Raw genomic sequence first — 21,660 nt, 5'->3', positions numbered from 1 at the left:
AAGGCGGGGTCGTAGCACAGAGGCAGTGCGCCGCGACAGCATCTCGGAGGACGCCGGTTCGAATCCGGTCGCCCCGCCCCCTGAACAACGACGTCGGCCTTCACGATCCCCGCTGGATCGTGAAGGCCGACGTGGTCTCCGGGCCGTTCGCCGTCGCGTCAGGCCACGCGCAACCGCCGCTCCCGCAGGTACGCGTAGTGCGGAAGGTGGTGCCGGTAGTACGGGCCGAGCACCGGATGGCCGGGGACGTCCAGCGGCGGACGGCTGGAGACGGCGGCGCTGATCGTGCCGCTGCCGCTCGCGTCGCTGTGCCAGCGGGCCGTCTTCTCCCAGCCGGGCAGCCCGCCCGGACTCCACGACAGGGCGTGCTCCAGGAACGGGACGCCGATCGCCGCGCAGTACGCCCGCAGCGTCTCGGCCGGCGCCGCGACCAGGTCCGCCGCGTCGACGACGGGCGGCGCGGCGCCCGTCGCCTCCAGGACCCGGTCGTGGATCTCGCGGAGCCACGCGAAACCGACCTCGTCCCGGCCGAGTTCCGGATTGAGCCCGTAGTGGGAGGCGATCGCCTCCCCCGGGTCCCGCACGATGAAGGTGTGCCGCGCCCCGCGCAGGAAACGCTCGTCCGCGAGCACCCCCGGATAGCGGAAGTCGGTCGTGTCCTTCACGAACACCTGCCGGTCACGGGCCAGTTCGAGCAGCCGCGCGATCACCTCCGCCTCCGTACGGCACTCCACGCCCTCGACCTCCTCCCGGCCGAAGTCCGCGAGGTGCGAGAACGGCTCGTGCAGGACGAGGAAGTCGCCGCGCGCGGCGACGCTCCGCGAGAACACGGTGGAGCGGCAGCGCGGCGCGCTCCACAGGACGACCAGCCGGCCGCTCACCTCCCCACCCCCCGCAGCAGCTCGTGCACCGCGGACACGATCCGCGACCGGTGCTCGGTGAGGAAGAAGTGCCCCCCGGAGAGCACCTCCAGGTCGAACCTCCCCGACGTCTCCAGACCCCAGCGCGCCATCAGCTCCGGCGGCACCTCCGGGTCCCGGTCCCCGCACCAGGCCGACACCGGGCAGGTCAGCGGGGGCGGCGAACCGGTCTCGGGCTCGTACCGGTAGTTCTCGATGAGGTGGAAGTCCGACCGGATCATCGGCAGCAGCACGTCGAGGAGCTCGTCGTGCCCCAGCACCTCCTCCGGCGCCGCCCCGTAGTCCCGCAGCATGTCCACGAACCGCTCGCGCGGCAGGTCGCTCACCGGCGACGGCGGCCGGACCACGGTCGGGCAGGGCCGCCCGGACACGAACAGGTGCTGGACGGGATGCCCGCGCCGCTCCAGGCGGCGCGCCGTCTCGAACGCCAGGACCGCACCCATGCTGTGGCCGAACAGCGCGGCCGGGACGGGGGAGCGGGCGATCGCCGCCGCCGCCAGGTCGGCGGCCACGGCCATGCTCGGGACCGGCTTCTCGGACATCAGCGTGCCCCGGCCCGGAAGCTGCACCGGCACCAGCTCCACGTCGGACCGGAACTCCTCGGCCCAGGCGTGGTAGTAGGCGGCGGAGCCGCCCGCGAACGGGAAGCAGTACAGCGCCACCCTCGGCGGCCCGCCGGCCGTCCGGTGCCGGCGCTCCAGCCAGCCCGCCGACGTGGGGGAGGGGACGGCGACGCTCATGCGACCGCTCCCGTCCCCGCCGCGGCCAGCGGACGCGCCGGGGCCTTCCCGGCGCGCGGAGTCAGCCGCACCGGCAGGTGCTTGAAGCCGGCCACGAAGTTGGACGCGAGGTGGACGGGCTCGCCGGCGAGCTCCACCGACCCGACCCGCTCGGCGAACTCGTCCAGGAACACCCGCAGCGCGATCCGGGCGAGGCCGGAGCCGATGCAGTAGTGCGGACCGACGCCGAACGCGATGTGCCGGTTCGGCCGCCGCGCGATGTCGAAGGTGAACGGGTCCTTGAAGACGCGCTCGTCGCGGTTGGCCGAGCCCAGCCACACGCTGACCGGCTCGCCCTCCCGGATCGTCCGCCCGCCCAGCTCCACGTCGGCCGTCGCGTACCGCATGAAGTGGCTGGCGGGCGACGACCAGCGCAGCAGCTCCTCCATGGCCGTGCCGCGCAGCCCCGGGTCCTCCTGGAGGGCCCGGAACTGGTCGGGGTGCTCGGCCATGGTCAGGGCCGTCGTGGAGACCACGTGCGGCGTGGTCACGTTGGCGCCGAGGAGCAGGCTGTAGCAGTTGAGCATGATCTGCCGCTCGGTGAGCGGCTCGCCCTCCAGGCTCATCCGCAGCAGGATCCCGATCAGGTCGTCGCCCGGGTCCGTGCGGTCCCGGCGGGCGATCTCGTCGCTGAAGAAGGAGAACAGCTCGTGGTGCGCCTGGCGCAGGGTCGGCTTGGGCGCCTTCTCCATGTACTCGGGGTCGTCGTAGGCGATGGTCATCGTGGTCAGCCGGGACATCCGGTCCCACGTCTCGCGCGGCAGGCCCATCATGGAGCCGGTGAAGGCCATGGGGAACATCAGCGCGGCCTGCGCCAGGTCGAACACCTCACCGTCCAGGGCCGGTTCGAGCATCTCGCGGACGATGCCCCGGATGGTCTCCTCCTGGGCGGCGACGGCCCGGGGCGTCATCACCCGGTTGAGCGGGTCGCGCAGCTGGCCGTGCCGGGGCGGATCGGTGTCGGGCATCATCTGGTCGGACGCGATGTCCGGCATGGACAGGTCGATGATGCAGAGCATGGTCCCGCGCCGGGAGGAGAAGACCGAGTGGTCCTTGAGCACCCGGCTGACGTCCGCGTGCCGGGTGACCACCCAGAAGGGCTCCCGGCCGTCGGACGGGGTGAAGTGGTGCACCGGGTCGTGGGCCCGCAGGTGGGTCCACAGCGCGTGCGGGTCACCCTCGGTGTAGTACGTCGAGGCGAGGAAGTCCACGGCCGTCACATCGGTGTCCGCCGGGGCGAACGGCGGTGTCGAAAGGCGCATCTGTTGTCTCCTCCGGGAGGGGCCTGGCGGCCGGTTCAGGCCGAGGCCGCGGACAGCTGATCGAGGGTGGCGGCGAGTTCGGCGACAGTCGTGCCGCGGTAGAAGTCGCGGACGGGCAGCTGCACCCCGCGCTCCTGCTCGATCAGCGCGATCAGGTCCATCGCCGAGAGCGAGGTCCCGCCCAGGACGAAGAAGTCGTCGTCGGGGCCGGGGACGGGGACGGCGAGGAGCCGGGCGAACAGGCCGGCGACGTAATCCTGCGACGCCGGTCCCGCGGACGTGGTCTGCGTGCTCATGAGGGCCTGCCTTCCGATGGGGTTCCGGTGGTGCTTCCGGTGGTGCTTCCGGTGGTGGTGATGCTGCTGGCGGTGACACGGGTGGTGGTCGGTGCGGTCGTACGGGGGCTCGTGCTCGTACTCGTACGGGAGCGGGTACGGGGCGCGGACAGCACGCGCAGCGCGGCGGCGTGCACGGCCTCCGGGCTCACCCCCGTGGCGGCGAGCAGCCCGGCGTGGTCGTCGACGGACTTCGGCAGCGGGCCCGCCACCGCGACCCGCAGCACGGGCCGGGGGGCGTGGGCCGCGACGACCTGCGCGACCGCGTCGCCGAGGCCGCCCTGCGGCCGGTGCTCCTCGACCGTGACGAGCCCGCCGGTCTCGGCGGCCGCGGCCGCCACCGCGGCCTCGTCGAACGGGACGAGGGTGTGGATCTGGAGAACCCGGGCCGCGATCCCCTCCCCGGTGAGCCGGTCGGCGGCGGCGAGCGCGAAGCGCACGGGCAGCGGGCCGCATGCGACCAGCGTGACGTCGTTCCCCGTGCGCAGGGTCACGGCCTCGCCGAGCCGGAACGGCGGGACGTCCCCGTCGTGCACCGGGGGAGTCGCCGACCGGCCGAGCCGGAGGTACGAGGGCCCGTCCAGCTCGTGCAGCGCCGCCAGGGCGGGGGCGATCTCCCGGGCGTCGGCGGGCACGACCACGGTCAGCCCGTGCAGCGCCCGGGTGACGGCCAGGTCCTCCAGGCAGTAGTGGGTGCTGCCGAAGTGCGCGGCCGAGAGCCCGGCGTGGGTGGCCACGACCCGGACGGGAAGGCCGGTGCCGACGACGTCGAGCTTGAGCTGCTCGGCGGCGCGGGTCGCGGCGAACGTGGCCATGGTGTGGGCGTAGGGGCGCAGTCCGCGGGCCGCGAGCCCCGCCGAGACGGTGAACAGGTTCGCCTCGGCGATGCCGGTGCTCACGTAGCGCTCGGGGAACCGGCCGCCGAAGGAGGTGTCCAGATTGCCCATGTCGGAGTCCAGGCACAGCACCCGCTCGTCGCGCCCGGCGAGGGCGACCAGGGCTTCCCGGTAGGCCTCGCGGGGGCCGACGGGCTTGGACGGGGGCGGAGACGGGGGCGTGGCTACGGGCGTGGCCGTGGTCGCCGTGGTCTCGGTCGTGGTCATCGGGCCACCTGCCCCGCGGCGCGGAGCGCGGCGAGCGCGCGCCGGCGCAGCGCCGGGTTCAGCGTCACGTAGTGGCTCGCCACCCGGCGCTCCAGGAACGGGACGCCGCGCCCCTTGACCGTACGGGCCACCACGGCGACCGGCCGGCCGCTCGCGGAGGGGGCGGCGAGCGCGGAGCGCAGGGAGCCGTGGTCGTGGCCGTCGGTCTCCCGCACCTCCCAGCCGAAGGACCGGAGCCGGTCGCCCAGCGGCTCCAGGGTCAGCGAGTCCTCCGTGGCGGCGGACTGCTGGAGCCCGTTCCGGTCGACGATCGCGGTGAGGTGCGACAGCTTCCGGTGGCCGGCGAACATCAGGGACTCCCACACGGAGCCCTCCTGGAGCTCGCCGTCCCCCATCAGCACGAAGACCCGTTCCGAGGTGTCGCCCCGGAGCTGCCCGGCGAGCGCCAGACCGCAGCCGAGGGCCAGACCGTGCCCGAGCGAGCCGGTCGAGAACTCCACGCCGGGCAGCCCCCGGGAGGGGTGTCCGAACAGCCGGCTGCCGGGCGAGGCGTACCCCTCCAGCTCGGCCTCGTCGAGCAGCCCCCGGGCGGCGAGCGCCGCGTACAGGGCCGGTGCCGCGTGGCCCTTGCTCAGGATGAAGGAGTCGCGGGACGGGTCGAGCACCCCGAAGTGGAGGACGGCCATGACGTCCGCGCAGGACAGGCTGCCGCCCAGGTGCGCGCCCTGCTTGCCGGCGGCCATGTCGACGATGCCGCGGCGGATGCGCAGCGCGGCCTCCTCGGTGCTGACGCCGGTGCTGACGCCGGTGGCGGACGGCGGCTGCGCGGCGGTGGTGACGGGCGCGGTCACGCGGCCCCCACCTCCTGCCGTTCGCGTCCGGCCGGGGAGGCCGAGCGCACCATCCGGCGGATCAGGTCGAGGTTCCCCCAGACCTTCTCGAAGCCGTCGGCGTACGCGGCGAGCACCGGACCGGAGCCGGGGTCGAGCTGGCGCCGCTGGAGGCACAGCGAGTCGGTGAGCACGGCGCGGGCCACCGGGAACTCCGCCCCGGCCGGTACGTACGGGGCGAAGGCGGGGTGCGCCGGCAGCGGCGCCTCCTGATAGCGCGAGACCGGTACGCCCTCGGCCCGCAGCGCCCGGTGCAGGGCCCGGCGCAGCGCGGCGGCGTCCTCGCGCCTGAGGCCCAGGGCCTCCGGGTCCAGCCGGAACCGCAGGATGTGCCAGACGTGCGCGGAGCCCTCCGGCACCACGGGGACCCGCAGTCCGGGCAGCGCGGCGAGCCGGTCGAGGAAGGCCAGGATCCCCGGCGTCCGGCGGTGCCCGTACGCGTCGAGGCGGGCGAGCTGACTCCGTGCGAACGCCGCCTCCACCGGGCCGATGCGGTGGTTCCACCCCGGTGTGTGGGACACGTAGCTCCGGGTGCGCCGGGGACGCGGGTCCTCGCCGAACTGCCGGAGCCGCAGCACCCGTTCGTACAGCTCGGGGGCGTCGGTGGTGAGCAGTCCGCCCTCGCCGCAGCTGGGCAGGTTCTTGCTGGGGTGCAGGCTGAAGCAGCCCACCGTCCCCAGCCCGCCGGTGCGCCGGCCCCGGTAGGAGGCCCCGTGCGACTGGGCGGCGTCCTCCACGACCGCGGCGCCGAGCCCGTCGGCGACGGCCCGCAGCGCGTCCATGTCGGCGGGCAGGCCGTGCAGGTGGACCGGGAGCAGCGCCTTGGTGCGCGGACCCGCCACGGCGCGCACGGCCTCCGGATCCATGGTGTACGTGTCGGGGTCGATGTCCGCGAAGACCGGCCGCGCGCCCTGCTGGAGCACGGCGAGGGCGGTGGCGTTCATGGAGAGGGAGGGCACGACCACCTCGTCGCCCGGGCCCACGCCGAGGGCGGCGAGGGCCAGTTGGAGGGCCGCGGTGCCGGAGCCCACGGCGGCGCAGTGCGCGGTGCCGGTGTAGGCGGCCCACTCCCGCTCCAGGCCCGGCACCTCCTCCTCGCCCTCGGCCGTGGCGGTCAGCCGCCCACTGGCCAGCACCCTGGCCACGGCCTCCTCGTCGTCCCGGGTGATCACCGGCCACCGGGGCGCGGCGGTCCCGGGCGGGACCGCGCGGGGTCCCCCCACCATCGCGAGCTGCTGCGGTCGCTCCGTCATGCCTGTCGTTCCGCCTCTCTCGGTTCCCTCGGTCCTGGGCGCGCGCGTGACGCGTCCGCCGGTCACGGCCGGGCCCGTAAGGTCGCCCGGCCCGGCGCGGTCGGCCGGTCCTCCGCGGTCGATCGGTCCCGCGCGGTCACGGCCGGTCCAGCGCGGACTCGACCGCGTGCAGGGCCGCCTCGTAACCGCGCAGCAGGGTGCGGCCGTGCTCGACGACCTGCCGGGCGGCCTCCCCGGGGTTCTCCTCGCCGTGGGCCGCGCTGATGCGGACCCCGGTCCAGGAGTGCGAGACCAGCTCCACGGCCCGGCCCGCCTCGGCGAGCCGGAAGCGGCCCAGGCGCCGGGCGGCCTCGGCGAGGAACCGGGCGTGCAGCCCGGCCTCGGCCTGCGCGGGCCAGCCGATGCGGTACGTCCGCAGCAGCGGGGCCGCGCCCTCGGCGGCGACGGCGGCCGGCAGGGAGTCGAAGTAGGCCGCGAGGGCCGGCAGGCCGTCCCCCTCCTCGCCGCGCAGCGACCGGACGTTGGTCTCCAGGGCCGTACGCAGCCACGACCAGGTCAGCTCCGGCTGCGGCCCCTCCCGGCGGACCTCCAGCCAGCGCCTGGCGGGCCCGGACCCGGCGAAGAAGGGGTCGCTGCCGTCGTCCGGGTTGGCGGAGGAGCGGCTGCGCTCCAGGACCTCGCGGGGCAGCGGCCCCCGGTAGGCGGGAGGCATCGGGTCGAGGACCCGGTACGCACGGCCGGCCGGGTCGTAGCCGGTCACCATCAGGAGGTGCCCGGCGTGCACGTCGTGGTAGGCCGGCCGGAACGGCAGGTGGTAGTTGTCGACCGCGACGACGGGCACGATCCCGTCGGCGAGCGCGGCGACCACCTGCTCGTGGGCCTCGGCGTCGTCGCCGGGCCGGTGCCACCGCAGGGACAGCGGGTGGTAGATCCCGAAGGAGGAGGCCAGGTCCTCCCCGGCCGGGTGGAAGAACTCGACGGGCTCGCAGTCCTCGGGCACGGCCCGCAGCCGCCAGCCGCTGCCGAGGGCCTGGAGCGGATCCCAGCCGCCGAGCCGCAGCACGTGCACCAGGTCGACCTGGAGGCAGCTGCAGAGGTCGTCGTACCAGGCGGGGGAGGAGGTCACGGGCACCGCGCCCGAGTACGGCCCGGTGGGGGTGGTGCTGACGGGGCCCGGGACGTCCTCCGTGACGTTCTCCGTGACGGAGGCGGGGTTGCCGAGGACGGTCATCGGACTCCCTCCACGGTGAGGGCGAAGAGGTGCAGGGCGGCGTTGTCGGGCAGCCGCACGCTCCGCAGCGGCTCCCGGCGCACGGCCGGGACGCGCACCGACCAGACCTGGCCGCCGAGGTCCGGCTGGATGTGGTGCGGATAGTGCATACCGGCCGAGCGGGCCGCGAGCACCTCGCCGAAGTGCCCGGTGGCGGGCCAGAAGTCGGAGACCCGGATCCACTCGGGATCCACGGCCCCGGAGGCGTAGTGCAGGTGGACGGTCTCCTCGCAGCGCCGCTCGGAGGTGACGAGCAGGTGCAGCCAGTCGGCGGCGGTGCCGTCCGGGAGGTGGACGAGCTGGCCGGTGCAGCGCACGTTGTCGGGTGCGACGCCGTCGGGCGCGGCGACGTCGAACTCGACGCCGGAGACCCGGATCCGGCCGGTGGGCAGCGTGCCGATGGGCAGGCTGTTGCCCCAGACGTTGAGCCGCCCGTTGCCCAGGGTGTCGGGACCGGTGAAGGCGACGTTGTTGAACAGTTCGGTGAGCCGCAGCGGCAGTTGGACGTGCTCCCGCGCCTCCCTGCTTCTCGTGTCGGCCGGTTCGATGACTTGAGGATTCACTTCGGGCCCCCTCCACGCACAGAGTGATGCTGACCCCTGAAGTCTACATAGAGTCTCGCTTGACTTTGAAGTGTCTGTAGCTTTTAGATGGAGTCAGTTGCTCGGATAGGGCAAAATACTTCAAGAATCGATAGGGAGTGTGTGATGTCTCTGGACACCGTGACCGAGCGAGCGGCCTGCCCCGACTGCGGTGCGGGCGTCGAGCTCGCCGCGAACACCGAGGTCACCGAGATCGTCGTGTGCGCCGGCTGCTCCGTGGAGCTGGAGGTCGTCGCGGTGGGACCCGTCACCCTCGCGCTGGCCCCCGAGATCGAAGAGGACTGGGGTGAGTGACCTGACCGGGAACAGGGCCGGGACCGGAGCCGGTGCCGAAGGCGGCACCGGCCTCGGGGCCGGGGTCGGAGCGGAGGCCGGAGCCGCGATCGGAGCGGGGGTCGGCGACGACGGCCGGCCCGTCGCGCTGATCGCCTCCCGGGTGCGCTTCGAGGAGAAGCTCCTCCTCGAAGCGTTCCGGCGGCGCGGCGCGGCGGTCGCCGTGATCGACGACCGGACGCTCAGCTACCGGATCGGCGCCCCGGCACCGCCCTGGCGGGTGGCGTGCAACCGCTCCCTCGCCGGCACCCGGCGCCTCGAAGTGAGCCGCATGTGCGAGGCGTTCGGCGTCCCGGTGGTCAATTCCTCCGCGACCGTCGCCGTATGCGACAACAAGATCCACAGCACCCTGGTCCTGCACGCCGCGGGCCTGCCCGTCCCCGACACGGCCGTGGCCCTCACCCCGGCCGCCGGCGAGGAGGCGCTGCGCCGGATCGGACTGCCCGCGGTGGTCAAGCCGGTCAACGGCTCCTGGGGCCGGGGACTGTGCAAGGTCAACGACATCGACGCCGTCGAGGGCGTCCTCGCCCTCAAGGAGTCCCTCCCCTCGCCGCAGCAACACCTGATCTATGCCCAGGAGTTCGTCCGCACGCCGCAGCGCGACATCCGGGTCGTCGTCGCGGGCGACCGCGCCGTGACCGCCGTCCACCGGACGGGGGACCACTGGATCGGCAACGTCGCCCGGGGCGCCCGCACCACCCGCTGCCCGCTCACCCCCGAGCTGGAGGACCTCGCCCTGCGGGCCGCCAAGGCCGTCGGCGGCGGGCTCCTCGGGGTCGACCTGCTGGAGAGCAACGACGGGCGGCTGCTCGTCAACGAGGTGAACAGCGGCGTCGAGTTCCGGGGCGCGGCGGTCGGCGACGAGGCCACCGCCCTCGCCATCGCCGAGGCCTTCGCCGACCACGTACTGGACCACGCGGACCGCGGGGCCCTCGGCGTCGGACCCGTACCGAGTCAGGAGAGCGACCACCCATGAGAGCCAGCATCCTCGGAGGCACCGGCTATGTCGGCGGCGAACTGGCCCGGCTGCTGCTCGGCCACCCCGTCTTCGACCTGGTCCAGGCGACGTCCCGGCGCCACACCGGCAAGCCGCTGCACACCGCCCACCCCAACCTCAGGGGCACGGGCGACCTCACCTTCACCGACCCCGCCCGCCCGGAGCGCGTCGACGTCCTGTTCAGCGCCCTGCCGCACGGCGAGTTCGCCGCCCGGCTCGACGAACTGAGCGGGCGGGCCGACCTCCTGGTCGACCTCAGCCCCGACTTCCGGCTCCACGACCCCGACGCGGTCCGGCGGCACTACGGCGCGGGCTCCACCGCCCGGGCCGCGGGCGCCCCCGCGTTCGTCCCCGGCCTTCCCGAGCTCTACCGCGACCGGCTGCGGACCGCCGACCGGATCGCGGTGCCCGGCTGCATGGCGACCGCGGCCGTCCTCGCCCTGCGCCCCCTCGCGGACGCGGCGCTCGTCGACGGCGACGTCCTGGTCGACGCCCGCACCGGCTCCAGCGGCTCCGGCAACACCCCGGGGCCCGCCGGCCACCACCCCGAACGGGCCTCCGCCCTGCGCGTCTACGGGCCCGTCGGCCACCGCCACGAACCGGAGATCACCCAGCACACCGGCGTACGCGCCCGGATGACCGTCACGGCCGTCCCCGCCGTGCGCGGCGTCCAGGTCGTCGCCCAGGTCCGGCCGGGCCGCGCCGTCACCCGCGCCGAGGTCTGGGACGCCTACCGGAAGGCGTACGCCGACGAGCCGTTCGTGCGGTTCGTCGCCCAGCGCCAGGGCCTGCACCGGCTCCCGGAGCCGCGCACGCTGCTCGGCTCCAACCACTGCGACCTCGGCTTCGACCTCGACGACGACCGGATCGTCGCGGTCGCGGCCCTCGACAACCTCGTCAAGGGCGCGGCGGGCGGAGCCGTACAGAGCGCCAACCTCGCCACCGGCCTGCCCGAGCGGTCCGGCCTCGAATTCCTCGGTCTGCACCCCGTGTGAACCGGCCCGCCGTGCACCACCCGACGTGAACGGCCCCACGAGACAAGCGACAAGCGACATGTGAGGAGGGAGGGACAGGATGACACTCGTAGTGAAACTGGGCAGCGACATCGACGGGGACGCCGTCCTCGACGACATCGCCGCACTCACCGCGCAGGGCACGCGCGTCGTGCTCGTCCACGGCGGCGGGGCGGAGGCCGACCGGCTGAACGGCCAGCTCGGCCGCACCGTGGAACACCTGCGGTCCGCCGACGGCACCAGCGCCCGGCGCACCGACGCGGCGGCGCTCGACGCGCTGACCATGGCCCTGCTCGGGCGGGTGAAGCCCGCCCTGCTGAGCGGACTGCGCCGGCGCGGCATCGCCGCCACCGGACTGTCCGGCGCGGACGGCGGCACCCTGACCGCCGTCCGCAAGACCGCGCTGCGCGTGTACGACGCCGACGGCCGGGCGCGGATCGTCCGCGACGACCTCAGCGGCCGCGTCGAACGCGTCGACCCCGCCCTGCTGCGCACCCTGCTCGACGCGGGCGAACTGCCGGTCCTCTCCCCGCCCGCCGCGGCCGAGGACGGCACGCTGCTCAACGTCGACGCCGACCGCGCGGCCGCCGCCGTCGCCACCGCCCTGGGCGCCAGCGCCCTCGTCCTGCTCACCCGCGCCCCCGGAGTCCTGGCCGACCCCGACCACCCCGACAGCGTGCTCCCCGAACTGGAGACGGGCCCGGGCGCGGAACTCCCGCCGTCCGTGCGCGGCCGGATGCGCCACAAACTGCGCGCCGCCGCGGACGCGCTGGCCGGCGGCGTGGACCTGGTCTCCATCGCCCCCGGCGACGGCCCCGGTCCCGTCCGCGCGGCCCTCGCCTCCCGCACGGGCACCCGCCTGCGCCTCCCCGCCACCGCCCACCGGGAACCGGCGTGAACGGGCTCGGCGACTACCCCGCCCGGCTGCTGCGCGGACTCGTGGGCATCCCGTCCGTCTCCGGACGGGAGGAACGCGCCTCCGCCTACCTCGCCGGCCAGATGGAACGGCTCGGCATGAGGGCCCGGGTCGACGCCGTCGGCAACGCCGTCGGGGAGATCGGCGCCACCGACGGACCCACCGTGCTCCTCCTCGGCCACATCGACACCGTCCCCGGCGACATCGCGGTCTGCCAGGTCGGCGACCTGCTCTACGGGCGCGGCACGGTCGACGCCAAGGGACCGCTCGCCGCCATGACCTGCGCCGCCGTCCGCGCCGCCGCCGTCGAGCCACGACTGCGGATCATCGTCGCGGGCGCCGTCGGCGAGGAGGTGCCCGGCTCCCGGGGCGCACGGCACCTGCTGAACACCCTGCCCGCGCCCGACGCCGTCGTCATCGGGGAGCCCAGCGGCTGGGACGGGGTCTGCCTCGGCTACAAGGGCCGGGTCGGCGTCGAGTACGAGGTGAGCCGCCCGCCCATGCACACCTCCAGCCCCGAGGAGACCGCCGTCGAGGCGGCCACCGCCTTCTGGCGGGGCGTCGACGCCTACATGCGCCGGGTCTCCGGCCCGCACGAGGGCGTGTCCTTCGACGCGGCCGCCGCCACCCTGGTCCGGCTCGACGGCGACATCCGGGACGCCACCGCCTCCATCACCTGCCGGGTGCCCGCCGGGTTCGACTTCGACGACTTCCAGCGGTTCGTCGACACCACCGCCGTGCACGCGGCGGCCCGCCTGGACGAACGCGTCCCGGCCGTCCGCCGCGGCGTCTCCGACCCGGTGGCCCGCGCCCTGCGCAGCGCGATCCGGCTGCACGGCGGGCGCCCGGTGCTGCGCCTGAAGGCCGGCACCTCCGACATGAACGTCATCGAGGACCGCTGGCCGGTCCCGATGGTCGCCTACGGCCCGGGCGACGCCCACCTCGACCACACCGACGACGAACACATCGCCCTCGGCGACCTCCACCGGTCCGTCGACGTCCTGACCCGCGCCCTGACCGACCTGGCCGGCGTCCTGCGCCGCGCCCCGGCCACCGCCCTCGCCCACGCCTAGCGGGCGCCCCGCCGCACCCGTCCCGCCGAGCCCGACCCGCCGCACCCGTCCCGCCGGACGGACCCGCGGACCGATCCGAAGGAGACCGTCGCCATGGGGCGAGCCGACAACAAGACCGTCATGATCACCGGCGCGGCCCGCGCCCTGGGCCGCTCGCACGCCCTGCTGTTCGCCGAGGAGGGTGCCGACCTGGTCCTCACCGACCTCGGCCGGGAGGGCGACGGACCGTACGCGATGCCGGGCCGCAAGCTCCTGGAGGAGACGGCGCGCGACTGCCGCCGCCTCGGCAGCCGGGTCGTCACGGCGGTCGCCGACGTCCGCGACCAGGCCCAGGTCGACGCGGCCGTGGCCGCCGGGATCGACGAGTTCGGCTCCATCGACGTCCTGGTCAACAACGCCGGCCTGCTCGCCCCCGGCGGCGTCATGTCCCACGAACTCTCCGAGGAGGACTGGCGGCTCGTCGTCGACGTCAACCTCAACGGCACCTGGCGCTGCGCCCGCGCCGTCCTCCCGCACATGGTCGAGCGGCGCGCCGGCGCCATCGTGAACACCGCCTCCACCGGAGGGCTCGTCGCCTTCGAGATGTTCTCCAGCTACGTCGCCTCCAAGCACGCGGTCGTTGGACTGACCAAGGCGCTGGCCCTGGAGTACGGACGCCTCGGCATCCGCGTCAACGCCGTCTGCCCGACCACCGTCGAGGCCGACCCCGCCCTGCGCACGGAGAGCACCGCGGCCGTCGCCGCGTCCATCGGCAGCTCCCTGGAGGACTACGAGCGCAGCTCCGCCTCCTACCACGCGCTGCGCCGCCTGGTCACCGCCCGGGAGGTGTCCGAAGCCGTCCTCTGGCTCGCCGCCGACACCGCCGGCGGCGTCACCGGAACCTGCCTCGTCGTCGACGGCGGCTTCACCGCCCGCTGACCGCCGGACCCGGGCCGCCCCGCCGCCCGCCGCCCCCGCACCCACCTCGAAGACCCGGTTCACCCGATGGAGTCCGCCATGACAGACCTGGCCCTGCACCTGGACGACGACGTCGCGCGACGGCTCGCCGCCCTCGACCCGCGCCGACGCGACCTCGCCCTCCGGCTGCTCGCCGAGGCCGAAGGGGCCGGGGACGGCCCGCCGCAGGGGCGGGGCATCGGACGGCGACCCGCAGGGGACACCGGTTCGGCACTCTCGTACGAGCAGGAACGCCTCTGGTTCATGGACCGGCTCGTCCCCTTCCGCGAGGTCTTCCACGTGCCGACGGCCCTCCGGCTGCACGGCCCGTTCAACCCCGAGGCCCTGCGGCGCGCCCTGGCACGCACCACCCAGCGGCACGAGTCGCTGCGGACCGTCTTCACCGAGACGCCCCAGGGGCCCGTGCAGACCGTGCTCGACCGGGTCGACGTCCCCGTGACCGTCGACGACCTGACCGGACACCCCGAGCCCCGCCGGGAGGCGGAACGGCGCGCCGCCGACGCCGTCCTCGAACCCTTCGACCTGGAGCACGGCCCGCTCCTGCGCGTCCGCCTCCACCGCGTCGCCGAGGAGGAGTGGCTGCTGCTGATCGTGCAGCACCACATCGTCTCCGACTACTGGTCCCTCGGCATCCTGCTGAACGAGATCGGCGCCCTGTACGCGGCGGAGCGCGACGGCACCCCCGCCCCCGACGCCCCGGTCCTCCACTACCCGGACTTCGCGCACTGGCAGCGGGAGACGCTCACCGGCGAGAACCTGCGGCGCGAGCTGGACTTCTGGAAGGGCACCCTGGCCGACGCCCCCGAACTCCTCGAACTGCCCCTGGACCGGCCCCGCACCGCCGAGCGGCGCACCCGCGGCCGCTTCCACCACGTCCGCTTCGCCCCCGCCCTCACCCGCTCCGTGCGCGACCTCGCCGGAGCCGAGGGAGCCACCCTCCACCAGGCCTTCCTCGCCGCCTACTTCGCCGCCCTCTCCCGGCACGTGCGCCAGGACGACATCGTGGTCGGCGTCCCCGTCGCCGGACGCAGCCGCCCCGAACTGCAGTCGATGATCGGCTACTTCCTCAACTGGCTGCCCATCCGGATCCGGTTCGACGACCGGCCCTCGTTCCGCGAGCTGCTGCGCCGGGTCACCCGGGCCTCGAACGAGGCCTTCGCCCACCAGGACCTGCCGTTCGAGATGCTGGTCCAGGCCCTCGACACCCGCCGCACCCCCGGCTCCACGCCCGTCTTCCAGACCTCCTTCAGCCTGCGCGACGCCCCGCCCGTGCCCCCCGCGATCCCCGGCACCACCGTGGAGTACGCCGACCTCGGCGGCGGCGCGACGCACTACGACATGATGGCCGAGCTGTGGGTCGAGAACGGCACCGTCACCGGCTACCTCCCCTACAACGACGAGCTGTTCGACGACAGCACCCTCGGCTCGTTCTTCGACCGGATGCACCGCCTCCTCGAAGACGCCGTCCGGCGCCCCGACGCCCCCGTCGCCGACCTCGACCTCCTCGGCGCCCCGGAACGCGCCCGGCTCCTCGGAACGCCCGCCGCCCCGCCTGCCGGCACCGGCACCACCCTCCACGAGCGGTTCACTGCCACGGCGGCCCGCCACGCCGACCGCACCGCCGTCACCTTCGAGGACGAGCGGCAGGACTACGCGACCCTGGAACGCCGCTCCAACCGCTTCGCCCACGCGCTGCGCGCCCTCGGCGCGGGCCCCGGCCGCAACGTCGCCGTCCACCTCGACCGCTGCGCCGACCTGCCCGCCGCCCTCCTCGGCGTGCTCAAGACCGGCGCCGCCTACGTCCCCGTCGACGCCGACAACCCGCCCGAGCGCACCGCCGTCCAGTTCGCCGACGCGAGCTGCGCCGCCGTCGTCACCACCTCCGACCTGGCCGCCCGCTACCCCGACTCCGCCCCGCCCGCCCTGCTGCTCGACGAGACCCCCGGCGCCGACCCCCTGGCGGCCTTCCCCGACACCCCCGTGCCCGCCTCCGGCGTGGACTCCGGAGCCCCGGCGTACATCATCTACACCTCCGGTTCCACCGGCGTCCCCAAGGGCGTCGTCGTCAGCCACGCCAACGCGCTGCGCCTCTTCACCTCCGCCGAGGAGCACTTCGACTTCGGACCCGACGACGTCTGGACGATGTTCCACTCCCACGCGTTCGACTTCTCCGTCTGGGAGCTGTGGGGCGCCCTGCTGCACGGCGGCCGGCTCGTCGTCGTCCCGCACTGGGTCACCCGCGCCGCCGACGAGTTCGCCGCGCTCCTCGCCGAGGAACGCGTCACCGTCCTCAACCAGACGCCGTCCTCCTTCGCCCAGGTCGGCCGGATCGTCCTGGAACGCGGCCTCGACCTCTCCCTGAGGTACGTGGTGTTCGGCGGCGAGGCCCTCGACCCGACCGCCCTCACCGACTGGTTCGCCGCGTACGGCGACGAGGCGCCGAGCCTCGTCAACATGTACGGCATCACCGAGACCACCGTCCACGTCACCCACCGGCGCATCACCGCCGCCGACGCGACCGGGGCCGACTCCGTCATCGGCGACCCCCTGCGCGACCTCGCCCTGTACGTCCTCGACGAGGGCCTGAACCCCGTCCCGCCCGGCGTCCCCGGCGAACTCTTCGTCGGCGGGGCAGGCGTCGCCCTCGGCTACCTCGGCCGACCCGACCTCACCGCCGACCGGATGCTCCCCGACCCCTTCGCCCCCGGCCCCGGCGCCCGCATGTACCGCAGCGGCGACCTCGCCCGGCGCCTGCCCGGCGGCGAACTGTGCTACCTCGGACGCGCCGACGGCCAGGTCAAGGTCCGCGGCCACCGGATCGAACTCGGCGAGATCCGCTCCGCCCTCCTCACGCTCCCCGACGTCGTCGACGCCGTCGTCGTCACCCGCGCCGACAACACCGGCAGCCCCCGCCTGGTCGCCTACGTCGTCCCGGCCGAGGGAACCGAGGTCTCCGGCCGCGAGCTGCGCCGGACCCTCGGCCGCCGCCTGCCCGAGTGGATGGTCCCCACCGTCTACGAAGCCCTGGACACGATCCCCCTCACCCGCAACGGCAAGGTCGACCGGCGGGCCCTGCCCGAACCCGGCGCCGGCCCCGACGCCCGCACCCGGGTCCACGTGCCGCCGGAGACCGACACCGAGAAGGCCCTCGCCGCCATCTGGCAGGAACTCCTCGGCGTCCCCCAGGTCGGCCTGGACGACGACTTCTTCCACATCGGCGGCCACTCCCTGATGGTCGTCCAGCTGGTCTCCCGCATCCGCGAACGCCTCGGCCGCGAAGTGCCCATCTCCGGCCTCTTCCAGCACCCGGGCCTGCGCGAGATGGCCGTCGAGATCGACACGGGCATCGGCTCCTACGCGGTGGGCGCCGCCCTGACCGCGGACAGCGAGACCGCCCTCGCCGGAATGAGCGAGGCCGAGATCGACGCGATGCTCGCCGCGCTCGACGACGAGTGAGCCCCGGACCACCAGAGACCACGGACCAAGGAGATCCCCGCGATGCACCCCGTACACGAGCAGCTGCCGCTCACCCCCGTCCAGGCCCAGCTGTGGTTCGCCGAGAGCATGGAGGCCGGCAGGACCCTCTACACCGAGGCCGGGGGGCTCCGGCTGACCGGCCCCGTCGACCGCGAGGCCCTGGGCCGGGCGTTGCTCGCCGTCGTCGCGCGCCACGAGGCGCTCCGCACGGTCGTCCCGGCGCCGGACGGCATCCCGGTGATGCGGGTCCTGCCCCCGCCCGACAAGGCCCCGCTGACCTTCGCCAGCGTGCTCGGCATCCCGCCCGAGCACCGGGAGGAGGCCACCCGGGCCGCGGCCACCGACTTCGTGGAACGCCCCGTCGACCTCGCGGAGGGGCCGCTGCTGCGGGCCATGCTGATCGACGCCGACGACGCCGGCGAGGGGACGTCGGTCTTCGTCCTCGCCTGCCACCACGTGGTGTGCGACGCCACCTCCGCCGCCCTCGTCCTCGAAGAGATCGTCCACGACTACGAGGCGTTCACCCGGGGCCGGATCTCCGACCTCCCCGAACCCGCCCTGCAGTTCGGCGACTTCGCCGTCTGGGAGCGCGACACCCGCGACGCGGTGGAGACCGCGGAACTCGCCCACTGGCAGCACGCCCTCCGGGACGCGCCGGACGTCCTCGACCTGCGCGCGGGCCGCCCGCGTCCCGCCAGGAAGGGCACCTCGGGCACCCGGACGGAGTTCCCCCTCGGCGACGACCTCGCCGACCGGCTGCTCGCCCTCGCCCGGAAGCACCGCACCTCCGGCTACGTCGTGGCGCTCGCCGCCTTCGCCGGACTCGTCGCCCGCCGCACCGGCCGCGACGACTTCCTCCTCGGCACCATGGTCCCGGGCCGGAGCGTCCCCGAACTCGAACAGGTCGTCGGCCAGTTCGCCAACACCGTCCCCGTCCGCCTGGACGCCTCCGGCGACCCCGGCTTCGAGGAGCTCGTCGGCCGCGCCGGCCGCGCCGTCTCCGCCGCCGCCGACCACGGCCGGATCAGCCTCGGCCGGATCGTCGAGACCGTCCTCCCCGGCGGCAGCCGCTCCGACAGCCGCAACGCCCTCCTCCAGCACCTCTTCCTGCCCCGGATCTCCCCCGTGTCCACGCCCCGCTTCGGCTCCGCGACCGCCGAACCCTTCGAGGTGGACCGGACCCGCGGCCGACTCGACACCATCACCGAGATCGACCTCGCCCCCGGCCGGCTGCGCGCCTGGGTCGAGTACGACACCGAACTGTTCACCACCGACGAGATCGGCCTCCTCCTCGCCGAGTACGCGGCCGTGCTGCGCGCCTGGACCGAGGACCCCGGCCTCCGGCTCTCCGCCCTCCCCGTCACCGCCGTCGAACTCCCCGACGAGGACGACGCCCGCCACGACGAGGAAGGCGCCGACCGGGCGCCGGAGGCCGACTCGGTCCTGCTCTCCCTGGTCCGCGAGGTCTGGGCACAGGCCATCGGCGTGCCCGACGTCGGCCCGGACGACGACTTCTTCGTCATGGGCGGACACTCCATGCTGTCCGCGAAGCTCGTCGGCCGGATCGGCGAGACCTTCGCGATACGCCTGCCCCTGCGCACCTTCTTCGAGAACCCCACGCCCGCCCTGCTGACCGCCGAGATCCGCCGCATGTACCCGGAGATCGACGCACTCGTCCGCAGCGTCGTCACACTGACCGACAGCCTGGCCGACACGGAGCCCGCGCCGGACGGCACCGGGACGACCGCCACGGAGCCCGGGTCGGGCGACACCCGGACGGCCGCCACGGGGCCGGCCGCCGACACCGAACAGCTCGTTCCGCTCGCCGCCTCCCAGCTCCAGATATGGCTGTCCGAGCAGAAGAACCCCGGAACGCTCACCCACACCGTCCCGATGCTCCTCACCCTCCACGGCCCGCTCGACACCACCGCGCTCCGGGGAGCGGTCGCGGACGTCGTGGCCCGGCAGGAGGCCCTGCGCAGCACCTTCGTCGAGGTCGACGCCGAACCCCGCCAGCGCATCGCGCCCCGCCTGGACGTGCCCGTCCCCCTCATCGACCTGTCCGGAACGGAGTCCCGGCAGGAGCGGGACCGGGAGGCCGCCCGGCTGCGCGAGGAGACCGCCCACACCCCCCTCGACCTGGAGCGCGGCCCGCTACTGAAGGTCCGCCTGGTCCGCCTGGACGAGGAGGAGCACGTCCTGCACCTGCTGTTCCACCACCTCGTCACCGACGAGGTGTCGATGACGCTGTTCATGCAGGAACTGTCCGAGTTCTACCGGGCCCGCGTCGAAGGACGCGCCCACCGGCTGCCGCCGCTCACCGCCGGGATCGCCGACCTCGTCGCCGACGAGCGCGCCATGCTCGCCGGACCGGAGGGCGAACGCCTGCGCCGCCACTGGGTGCGGCAGCTGACCGGAGCCCGCGAACTGCGCCTCGACACCGACCTGCCGCGGACGGCCGACGCCGGACAGACGGGGGAGTTCCTCCAGGGCTGGGCGCCCGGAGAGCTGTTCTCCGCCATGTCGGAAGCGGCGAGGAACCGCCAGACCACGGTCTTCACGGTGTTCCTCACGGCCGTCCTCACCGTGCTGCACCGGCTCACCGGCGAGAACGACATCGTGATCGGCGTCCCCTGCGAGAACCGCACCCAGCCCGGCGCCGACCGCCTCATGGGCTGCTTCCTCAACGTGCTGCCCCTGCGCGTCGACTGCTCGGGAGACCCGACGTTCGCCGACTTCCAGCGCCGCGTCAGCGACCGGCTCCTCGACGCGTACGACCACCAGCGGCTCCCCGTCACCGACATGGTGGACGCCCTGCGCCCGGAGCGCTCGGGCAGCCGCCAGCCCCTGTTCCAGGTCACCTGCGAACTCCAGCTGGCGATGTGGATGCCGCTGGACCTGCCCGGCGTCACGGCGGAGTACGAACTCGTCTCGCACGGCACCGCCCGCTACGAGATGTCCTTCCACGGCCAGGCCCGGCCCGACCGGCTGAGCGTGGCCCTCGAACTCAACACCGGACTGTGGCACCGCGAGACGGGACTCGCCCGCATCGAGGACGTCCTGGCGGTGCTGCGACGGGCGACGGCCGAGGACGGCGGCAGCATCCCGCTGTCGGCCTTCGCGCCGGGCCGACCCCTGGCCCGCTGACCGCGGGCCCACGGGGACCCCGGAACGGGGGCCCGGACACGGCGGCGGTGAGGAAGCGGCGATCCCGCGCCCTCCCCGCCGCCGTTCACCCCGAACGGGCCTCAGATCGTCTTGACCGACATCGCGTATGACCGGCCGGTGCACACCTCCAGGTGTTCGACCTCGGCCTCCAGCGCCTTCTTCGGCACCTCGGGACTCTCGGAGAACAACTGCACCTCCACGGTCCCGTCGTTGGCCTCCCACACCCCGGCGACCCGTCCCCGGTACACCACCACGGGCGTGATCCAGCCGGACGTGCGGCTCACCGCCTTGCGCCGCTCCGCCCGCAGGATGCGCGTGTCGGACGTCCCCGGCCCCAGCACGTACTGGTCGAACCCGGCCAGCAGCCGCACTTCCTTCGACGGTTTGGCCGCCGCCAGCGCGTCCACGTCCTCGGCGCGCACGTAACACGCCGTCCCGTCCACCTCCACCTTCGCCAGCTCCTCGCCGAGCGAGGCGAACCAGCCGCGCACCGCCGTCTTGCGGTGCGCGTTGCGCGTCAGCCAGGCGTCGAAGGTCTCCGGGGTCGCCGGTCCGTGCGCCCCCAGGTACGCGGGGATCACGGTGCGCGCCGCCTCCTCCGGCTCGATCGTCCCGGACCAGCCGGGCACCCGGTCGCGCGGCGAGGCGAAGGTGATGCGGTTGCCCTGGTTCGGGCCGTGGCACAGCTTCCCCGTCCAGGCCAGCGGCTTCAGCACCGTCCCCCAACCGGACGTCAGCTGCTCCTTCAGAGCGGCGAACCTGCCATGGGCGACCAGGGCCTCGGTGAGCTCCTGACGGGTGAGGGTCTTGCCGGCGAGGATGTCGTCGACGGCCTCGCCGAGCGACGTCATCTGCGTCGGCGTGACCCCGAACGTCCGCTGCCAGGCGGGCTTCTCCCAGGTCCGGGCCGCCGCCATCAGCGACAGGTAGGCCGCCATGTGCTCGGCCGCCACGAGGTGCAGCGTGCCCCGCATGACCCAGGTCTTCACCACCTCGCGGGCCTCGAGCGCCTTCTCCACGGCACCGGCCTTCGGTTTCCGCTGCCGGGTGGCGATGGCGAGCTCCGCGGACGAGGCCACCTGTGCCTGCACCCCCGCGAGCTCCCGCACCAACTCCGCGACAGAAGCCGTCCGCCGGGGGGCGAGGCCCTGCTGCCGCAGCCGCCAGGCGAGTACCTGATCCTGAGTCACCTGCATGAGCGCTCCTCGGTGTAGGTCGCAGATCGGCTGCCATCCTGCCCGAACGGCACATCGGAACGCGTCCGTTCCACTGGAGAACGGCTGGAGTCCAGCCACTTCGGCGAAACCGGGCG

Annotated in this window: 18 protein-coding genes and 1 tRNA gene; 9 read left to right on the top strand and 10 right to left on the bottom strand. The window is 74.3% G+C overall.

Features of this window, described 5'->3' with window-relative positions; translation table 11 throughout:
- The first annotated feature begins 3 nt into the window (after nucleotides 1–3).
- Nucleotides 4–78, top strand: a tRNA-Leu gene (locus ACIQVI_RS29730).
- A gap of 80 nt (nucleotides 79–158) precedes the next feature.
- Here the strand turns inward: ACIQVI_RS29730 and ACIQVI_RS29725 are convergent.
- The 9 genes from ACIQVI_RS29725 to ACIQVI_RS29685 all read right to left on the bottom strand — a co-directional run bounded on the left by ACIQVI_RS29725 (nucleotide 159) and on the right by ACIQVI_RS29685 (nucleotide 8,375).
- A complete protein-coding gene (locus ACIQVI_RS29725; RefSeq protein WP_403601426.1) occupies nucleotides 159–881 on the bottom strand; it encodes a sulfotransferase family protein in 723 nt (240 codons plus the stop codon).
- On the bottom strand, nucleotides 878–1,660 hold the full coding sequence (locus ACIQVI_RS29720; RefSeq protein ID WP_403601423.1) for a thioesterase II family protein: 783 nt from the start codon (nucleotides 1,658–1,660) through the stop codon (nucleotides 878–880). Before ACIQVI_RS29720 ends, ACIQVI_RS29725 begins: the two co-directional genes overlap by 4 nt.
- Nucleotides 1,657–2,961, bottom strand: a complete 1,305-nt coding sequence (locus ACIQVI_RS29715; protein WP_351973113.1) for a cytochrome P450 — start codon at nucleotides 2,959–2,961, stop codon at nucleotides 1,657–1,659. Before ACIQVI_RS29715 ends, ACIQVI_RS29720 begins: the two co-directional genes overlap by 4 nt.
- A 35-nt stretch (nucleotides 2,962–2,996) precedes the next feature.
- Nucleotides 2,997–3,257, bottom strand: coding sequence for an acyl carrier protein (locus tag ACIQVI_RS29710; RefSeq protein ID WP_121828382.1), 261 nt, complete (start codon nucleotides 3,255–3,257; stop codon nucleotides 2,997–2,999).
- On the bottom strand, nucleotides 3,254–4,399 hold the full coding sequence (locus ACIQVI_RS29705) for a transketolase family protein (protein WP_403601419.1): 1,146 nt from the start codon (nucleotides 4,397–4,399) through the stop codon (nucleotides 3,254–3,256). Before ACIQVI_RS29705 ends, ACIQVI_RS29710 begins: the two co-directional genes overlap by 4 nt.
- Nucleotides 4,396–5,250 carry a transketolase gene (locus ACIQVI_RS29700; protein ID WP_403601416.1) on the bottom strand — a complete coding sequence of 285 codons (855 nt, stop codon included), beginning with the start codon at nucleotides 5,248–5,250 and terminating at the stop codon, nucleotides 4,396–4,398. Before ACIQVI_RS29700 ends, ACIQVI_RS29705 begins: the two co-directional genes overlap by 4 nt.
- On the bottom strand, nucleotides 5,247–6,542 hold the full coding sequence (locus ACIQVI_RS29695; protein ID WP_403601413.1) for a DegT/DnrJ/EryC1/StrS family aminotransferase: 1,296 nt from the start codon (nucleotides 6,540–6,542) through the stop codon (nucleotides 5,247–5,249). Before ACIQVI_RS29695 ends, ACIQVI_RS29700 begins: the two co-directional genes overlap by 4 nt.
- A gap of 136 nt (nucleotides 6,543–6,678) precedes the next feature.
- Nucleotides 6,679–7,773: a BtrH N-terminal domain-containing protein gene (locus ACIQVI_RS29690; RefSeq protein WP_403601410.1), complete on the bottom strand. Its 1,095-nt coding sequence runs from the start codon at nucleotides 7,771–7,773 to the stop codon at nucleotides 6,679–6,681.
- Entirely contained in the window at nucleotides 7,770–8,375 is a 606-nt protein-coding gene (locus ACIQVI_RS29685; RefSeq protein WP_202527463.1) for a hypothetical protein, read from the bottom strand. The genes ACIQVI_RS29690 and ACIQVI_RS29685 overlap by 4 nt, the downstream gene beginning before the upstream one ends.
- Before the next feature lie 144 nt (nucleotides 8,376–8,519).
- Between ACIQVI_RS29685 and lysW the strand changes: the two genes are divergently transcribed.
- From lysW to ACIQVI_RS29645, 8 genes are all read left to right on the top strand, one after another.
- Nucleotides 8,520–8,708, top strand: coding sequence for a lysine biosynthesis protein LysW (gene lysW / locus ACIQVI_RS29680; RefSeq protein ID WP_121828386.1), 189 nt, complete (start codon nucleotides 8,520–8,522; stop codon nucleotides 8,706–8,708).
- A complete protein-coding gene (locus ACIQVI_RS29675; protein ID WP_403601406.1) occupies nucleotides 8,701–9,723 on the top strand; it encodes a RimK family alpha-L-glutamate ligase in 1,023 nt (340 codons plus the stop codon). The genes lysW and ACIQVI_RS29675 overlap by 8 nt, the downstream gene beginning before the upstream one ends.
- Nucleotides 9,720–10,739, top strand: coding sequence for an N-acetyl-gamma-glutamyl-phosphate reductase (gene argC / locus ACIQVI_RS29670; RefSeq protein ID WP_403601403.1), 1,020 nt, complete (start codon nucleotides 9,720–9,722; stop codon nucleotides 10,737–10,739). Before ACIQVI_RS29675 ends, argC begins: the two co-directional genes overlap by 4 nt.
- A 79-nt stretch (nucleotides 10,740–10,818) precedes the next feature.
- Nucleotides 10,819–11,655, top strand: a complete 837-nt coding sequence (argB, locus tag ACIQVI_RS29665; protein ID WP_403601400.1) for an acetylglutamate kinase — start codon at nucleotides 10,819–10,821, stop codon at nucleotides 11,653–11,655.
- The gene (locus ACIQVI_RS29660) at nucleotides 11,652–12,746 is read left to right on the top strand and encodes a [LysW]-lysine hydrolase (protein ID WP_403601397.1); all 1,095 of its coding nucleotides are present in this window, start codon (nucleotides 11,652–11,654) and stop codon (nucleotides 12,744–12,746) included. Before argB ends, ACIQVI_RS29660 begins: the two co-directional genes overlap by 4 nt.
- A 93-nt stretch (nucleotides 12,747–12,839) precedes the next feature.
- The gene (locus tag ACIQVI_RS29655; RefSeq protein ID WP_161372505.1) at nucleotides 12,840–13,664 is read left to right on the top strand and encodes an SDR family oxidoreductase; all 825 of its coding nucleotides are present in this window, start codon (nucleotides 12,840–12,842) and stop codon (nucleotides 13,662–13,664) included.
- A gap of 78 nt (nucleotides 13,665–13,742) precedes the next feature.
- A complete protein-coding gene (locus ACIQVI_RS29650; RefSeq protein ID WP_403601392.1) occupies nucleotides 13,743–17,159 on the top strand; it encodes an amino acid adenylation domain-containing protein in 3,417 nt (1,138 codons plus the stop codon).
- 42 nt (nucleotides 17,160–17,201) lie between these two features.
- The gene (locus ACIQVI_RS29645) at nucleotides 17,202–20,327 is read left to right on the top strand and encodes a condensation domain-containing protein (protein WP_403601389.1); all 3,126 of its coding nucleotides are present in this window, start codon (nucleotides 17,202–17,204) and stop codon (nucleotides 20,325–20,327) included.
- 101 nt (nucleotides 20,328–20,428) lie between these two features.
- On the opposite strand, the gene ACIQVI_RS29640 is transcribed toward ACIQVI_RS29645, so the two are convergent.
- Nucleotides 20,429–21,544: a winged helix DNA-binding domain-containing protein gene (locus ACIQVI_RS29640; RefSeq protein WP_351968811.1), complete on the bottom strand. Its 1,116-nt coding sequence runs from the start codon at nucleotides 21,542–21,544 to the stop codon at nucleotides 20,429–20,431.
- Nucleotides 21,545–21,660: the final 116 nt, after the last annotated feature.

This window comes from Streptomyces sp. NPDC098101, from assembly GCF_044760185.1.
Lineage (GTDB): Bacteria > Actinomycetota > Actinomycetes > Streptomycetales > Streptomycetaceae > Streptomyces.
Note: the sequence above shows the minus strand (reverse complement) of the source record. Positions and strands in the feature narration are given on the sequence as shown.

Coding starts and splice junctions, on each gene's coding strand:
- ACIQVI_RS29720 (WP_403601423.1), bottom strand. CDS start 1,660: ATGAGCGTCGCCGTCCCCTCCCCCACGTCGGCGGGCTGGCTGGAGCGC.
- ACIQVI_RS29715 (WP_351973113.1), bottom strand. CDS start 2,961: ATGCGCCTTTCGACACCGCCGTTCGCCCCGGCGGACACCGATGTGACG.
- ACIQVI_RS29710 (WP_121828382.1), bottom strand. CDS start 3,257: ATGAGCACGCAGACCACGTCCGCGGGACCGGCGTCGCAGGATTACGTC.
- ACIQVI_RS29705 (WP_403601419.1), bottom strand. CDS start 4,399: ATGACCACGACCGAGACCACGGCGACCACGGCCACGCCCGTAGCCACG.
- ACIQVI_RS29695 (WP_403601413.1), bottom strand. CDS start 6,542: ATGACGGAGCGACCGCAGCAGCTCGCGATGGTGGGGGGACCCCGCGCG.
- ACIQVI_RS29690 (WP_403601410.1), bottom strand. CDS start 7,773: ATGACCGTCCTCGGCAACCCCGCCTCCGTCACGGAGAACGTCACGGAG.
- lysW (WP_121828386.1), top strand. CDS start 8,520: ATGTCTCTGGACACCGTGACCGAGCGAGCGGCCTGCCCCGACTGCGGT.
- argC (WP_403601403.1), top strand. CDS start 9,720: ATGAGAGCCAGCATCCTCGGAGGCACCGGCTATGTCGGCGGCGAACTG.
- argB (WP_403601400.1), top strand. CDS start 10,819: ATGACACTCGTAGTGAAACTGGGCAGCGACATCGACGGGGACGCCGTC.
- ACIQVI_RS29655 (WP_161372505.1), top strand. CDS start 12,840: ATGGGGCGAGCCGACAACAAGACCGTCATGATCACCGGCGCGGCCCGC.
- ACIQVI_RS29650 (WP_403601392.1), top strand. CDS start 13,743: ATGACAGACCTGGCCCTGCACCTGGACGACGACGTCGCGCGACGGCTC.
- ACIQVI_RS29645 (WP_403601389.1), top strand. CDS start 17,202: ATGCACCCCGTACACGAGCAGCTGCCGCTCACCCCCGTCCAGGCCCAG.
- ACIQVI_RS29640 (WP_351968811.1), bottom strand. CDS start 21,544: ATGCAGGTGACTCAGGATCAGGTACTCGCCTGGCGGCTGCGGCAGCAG.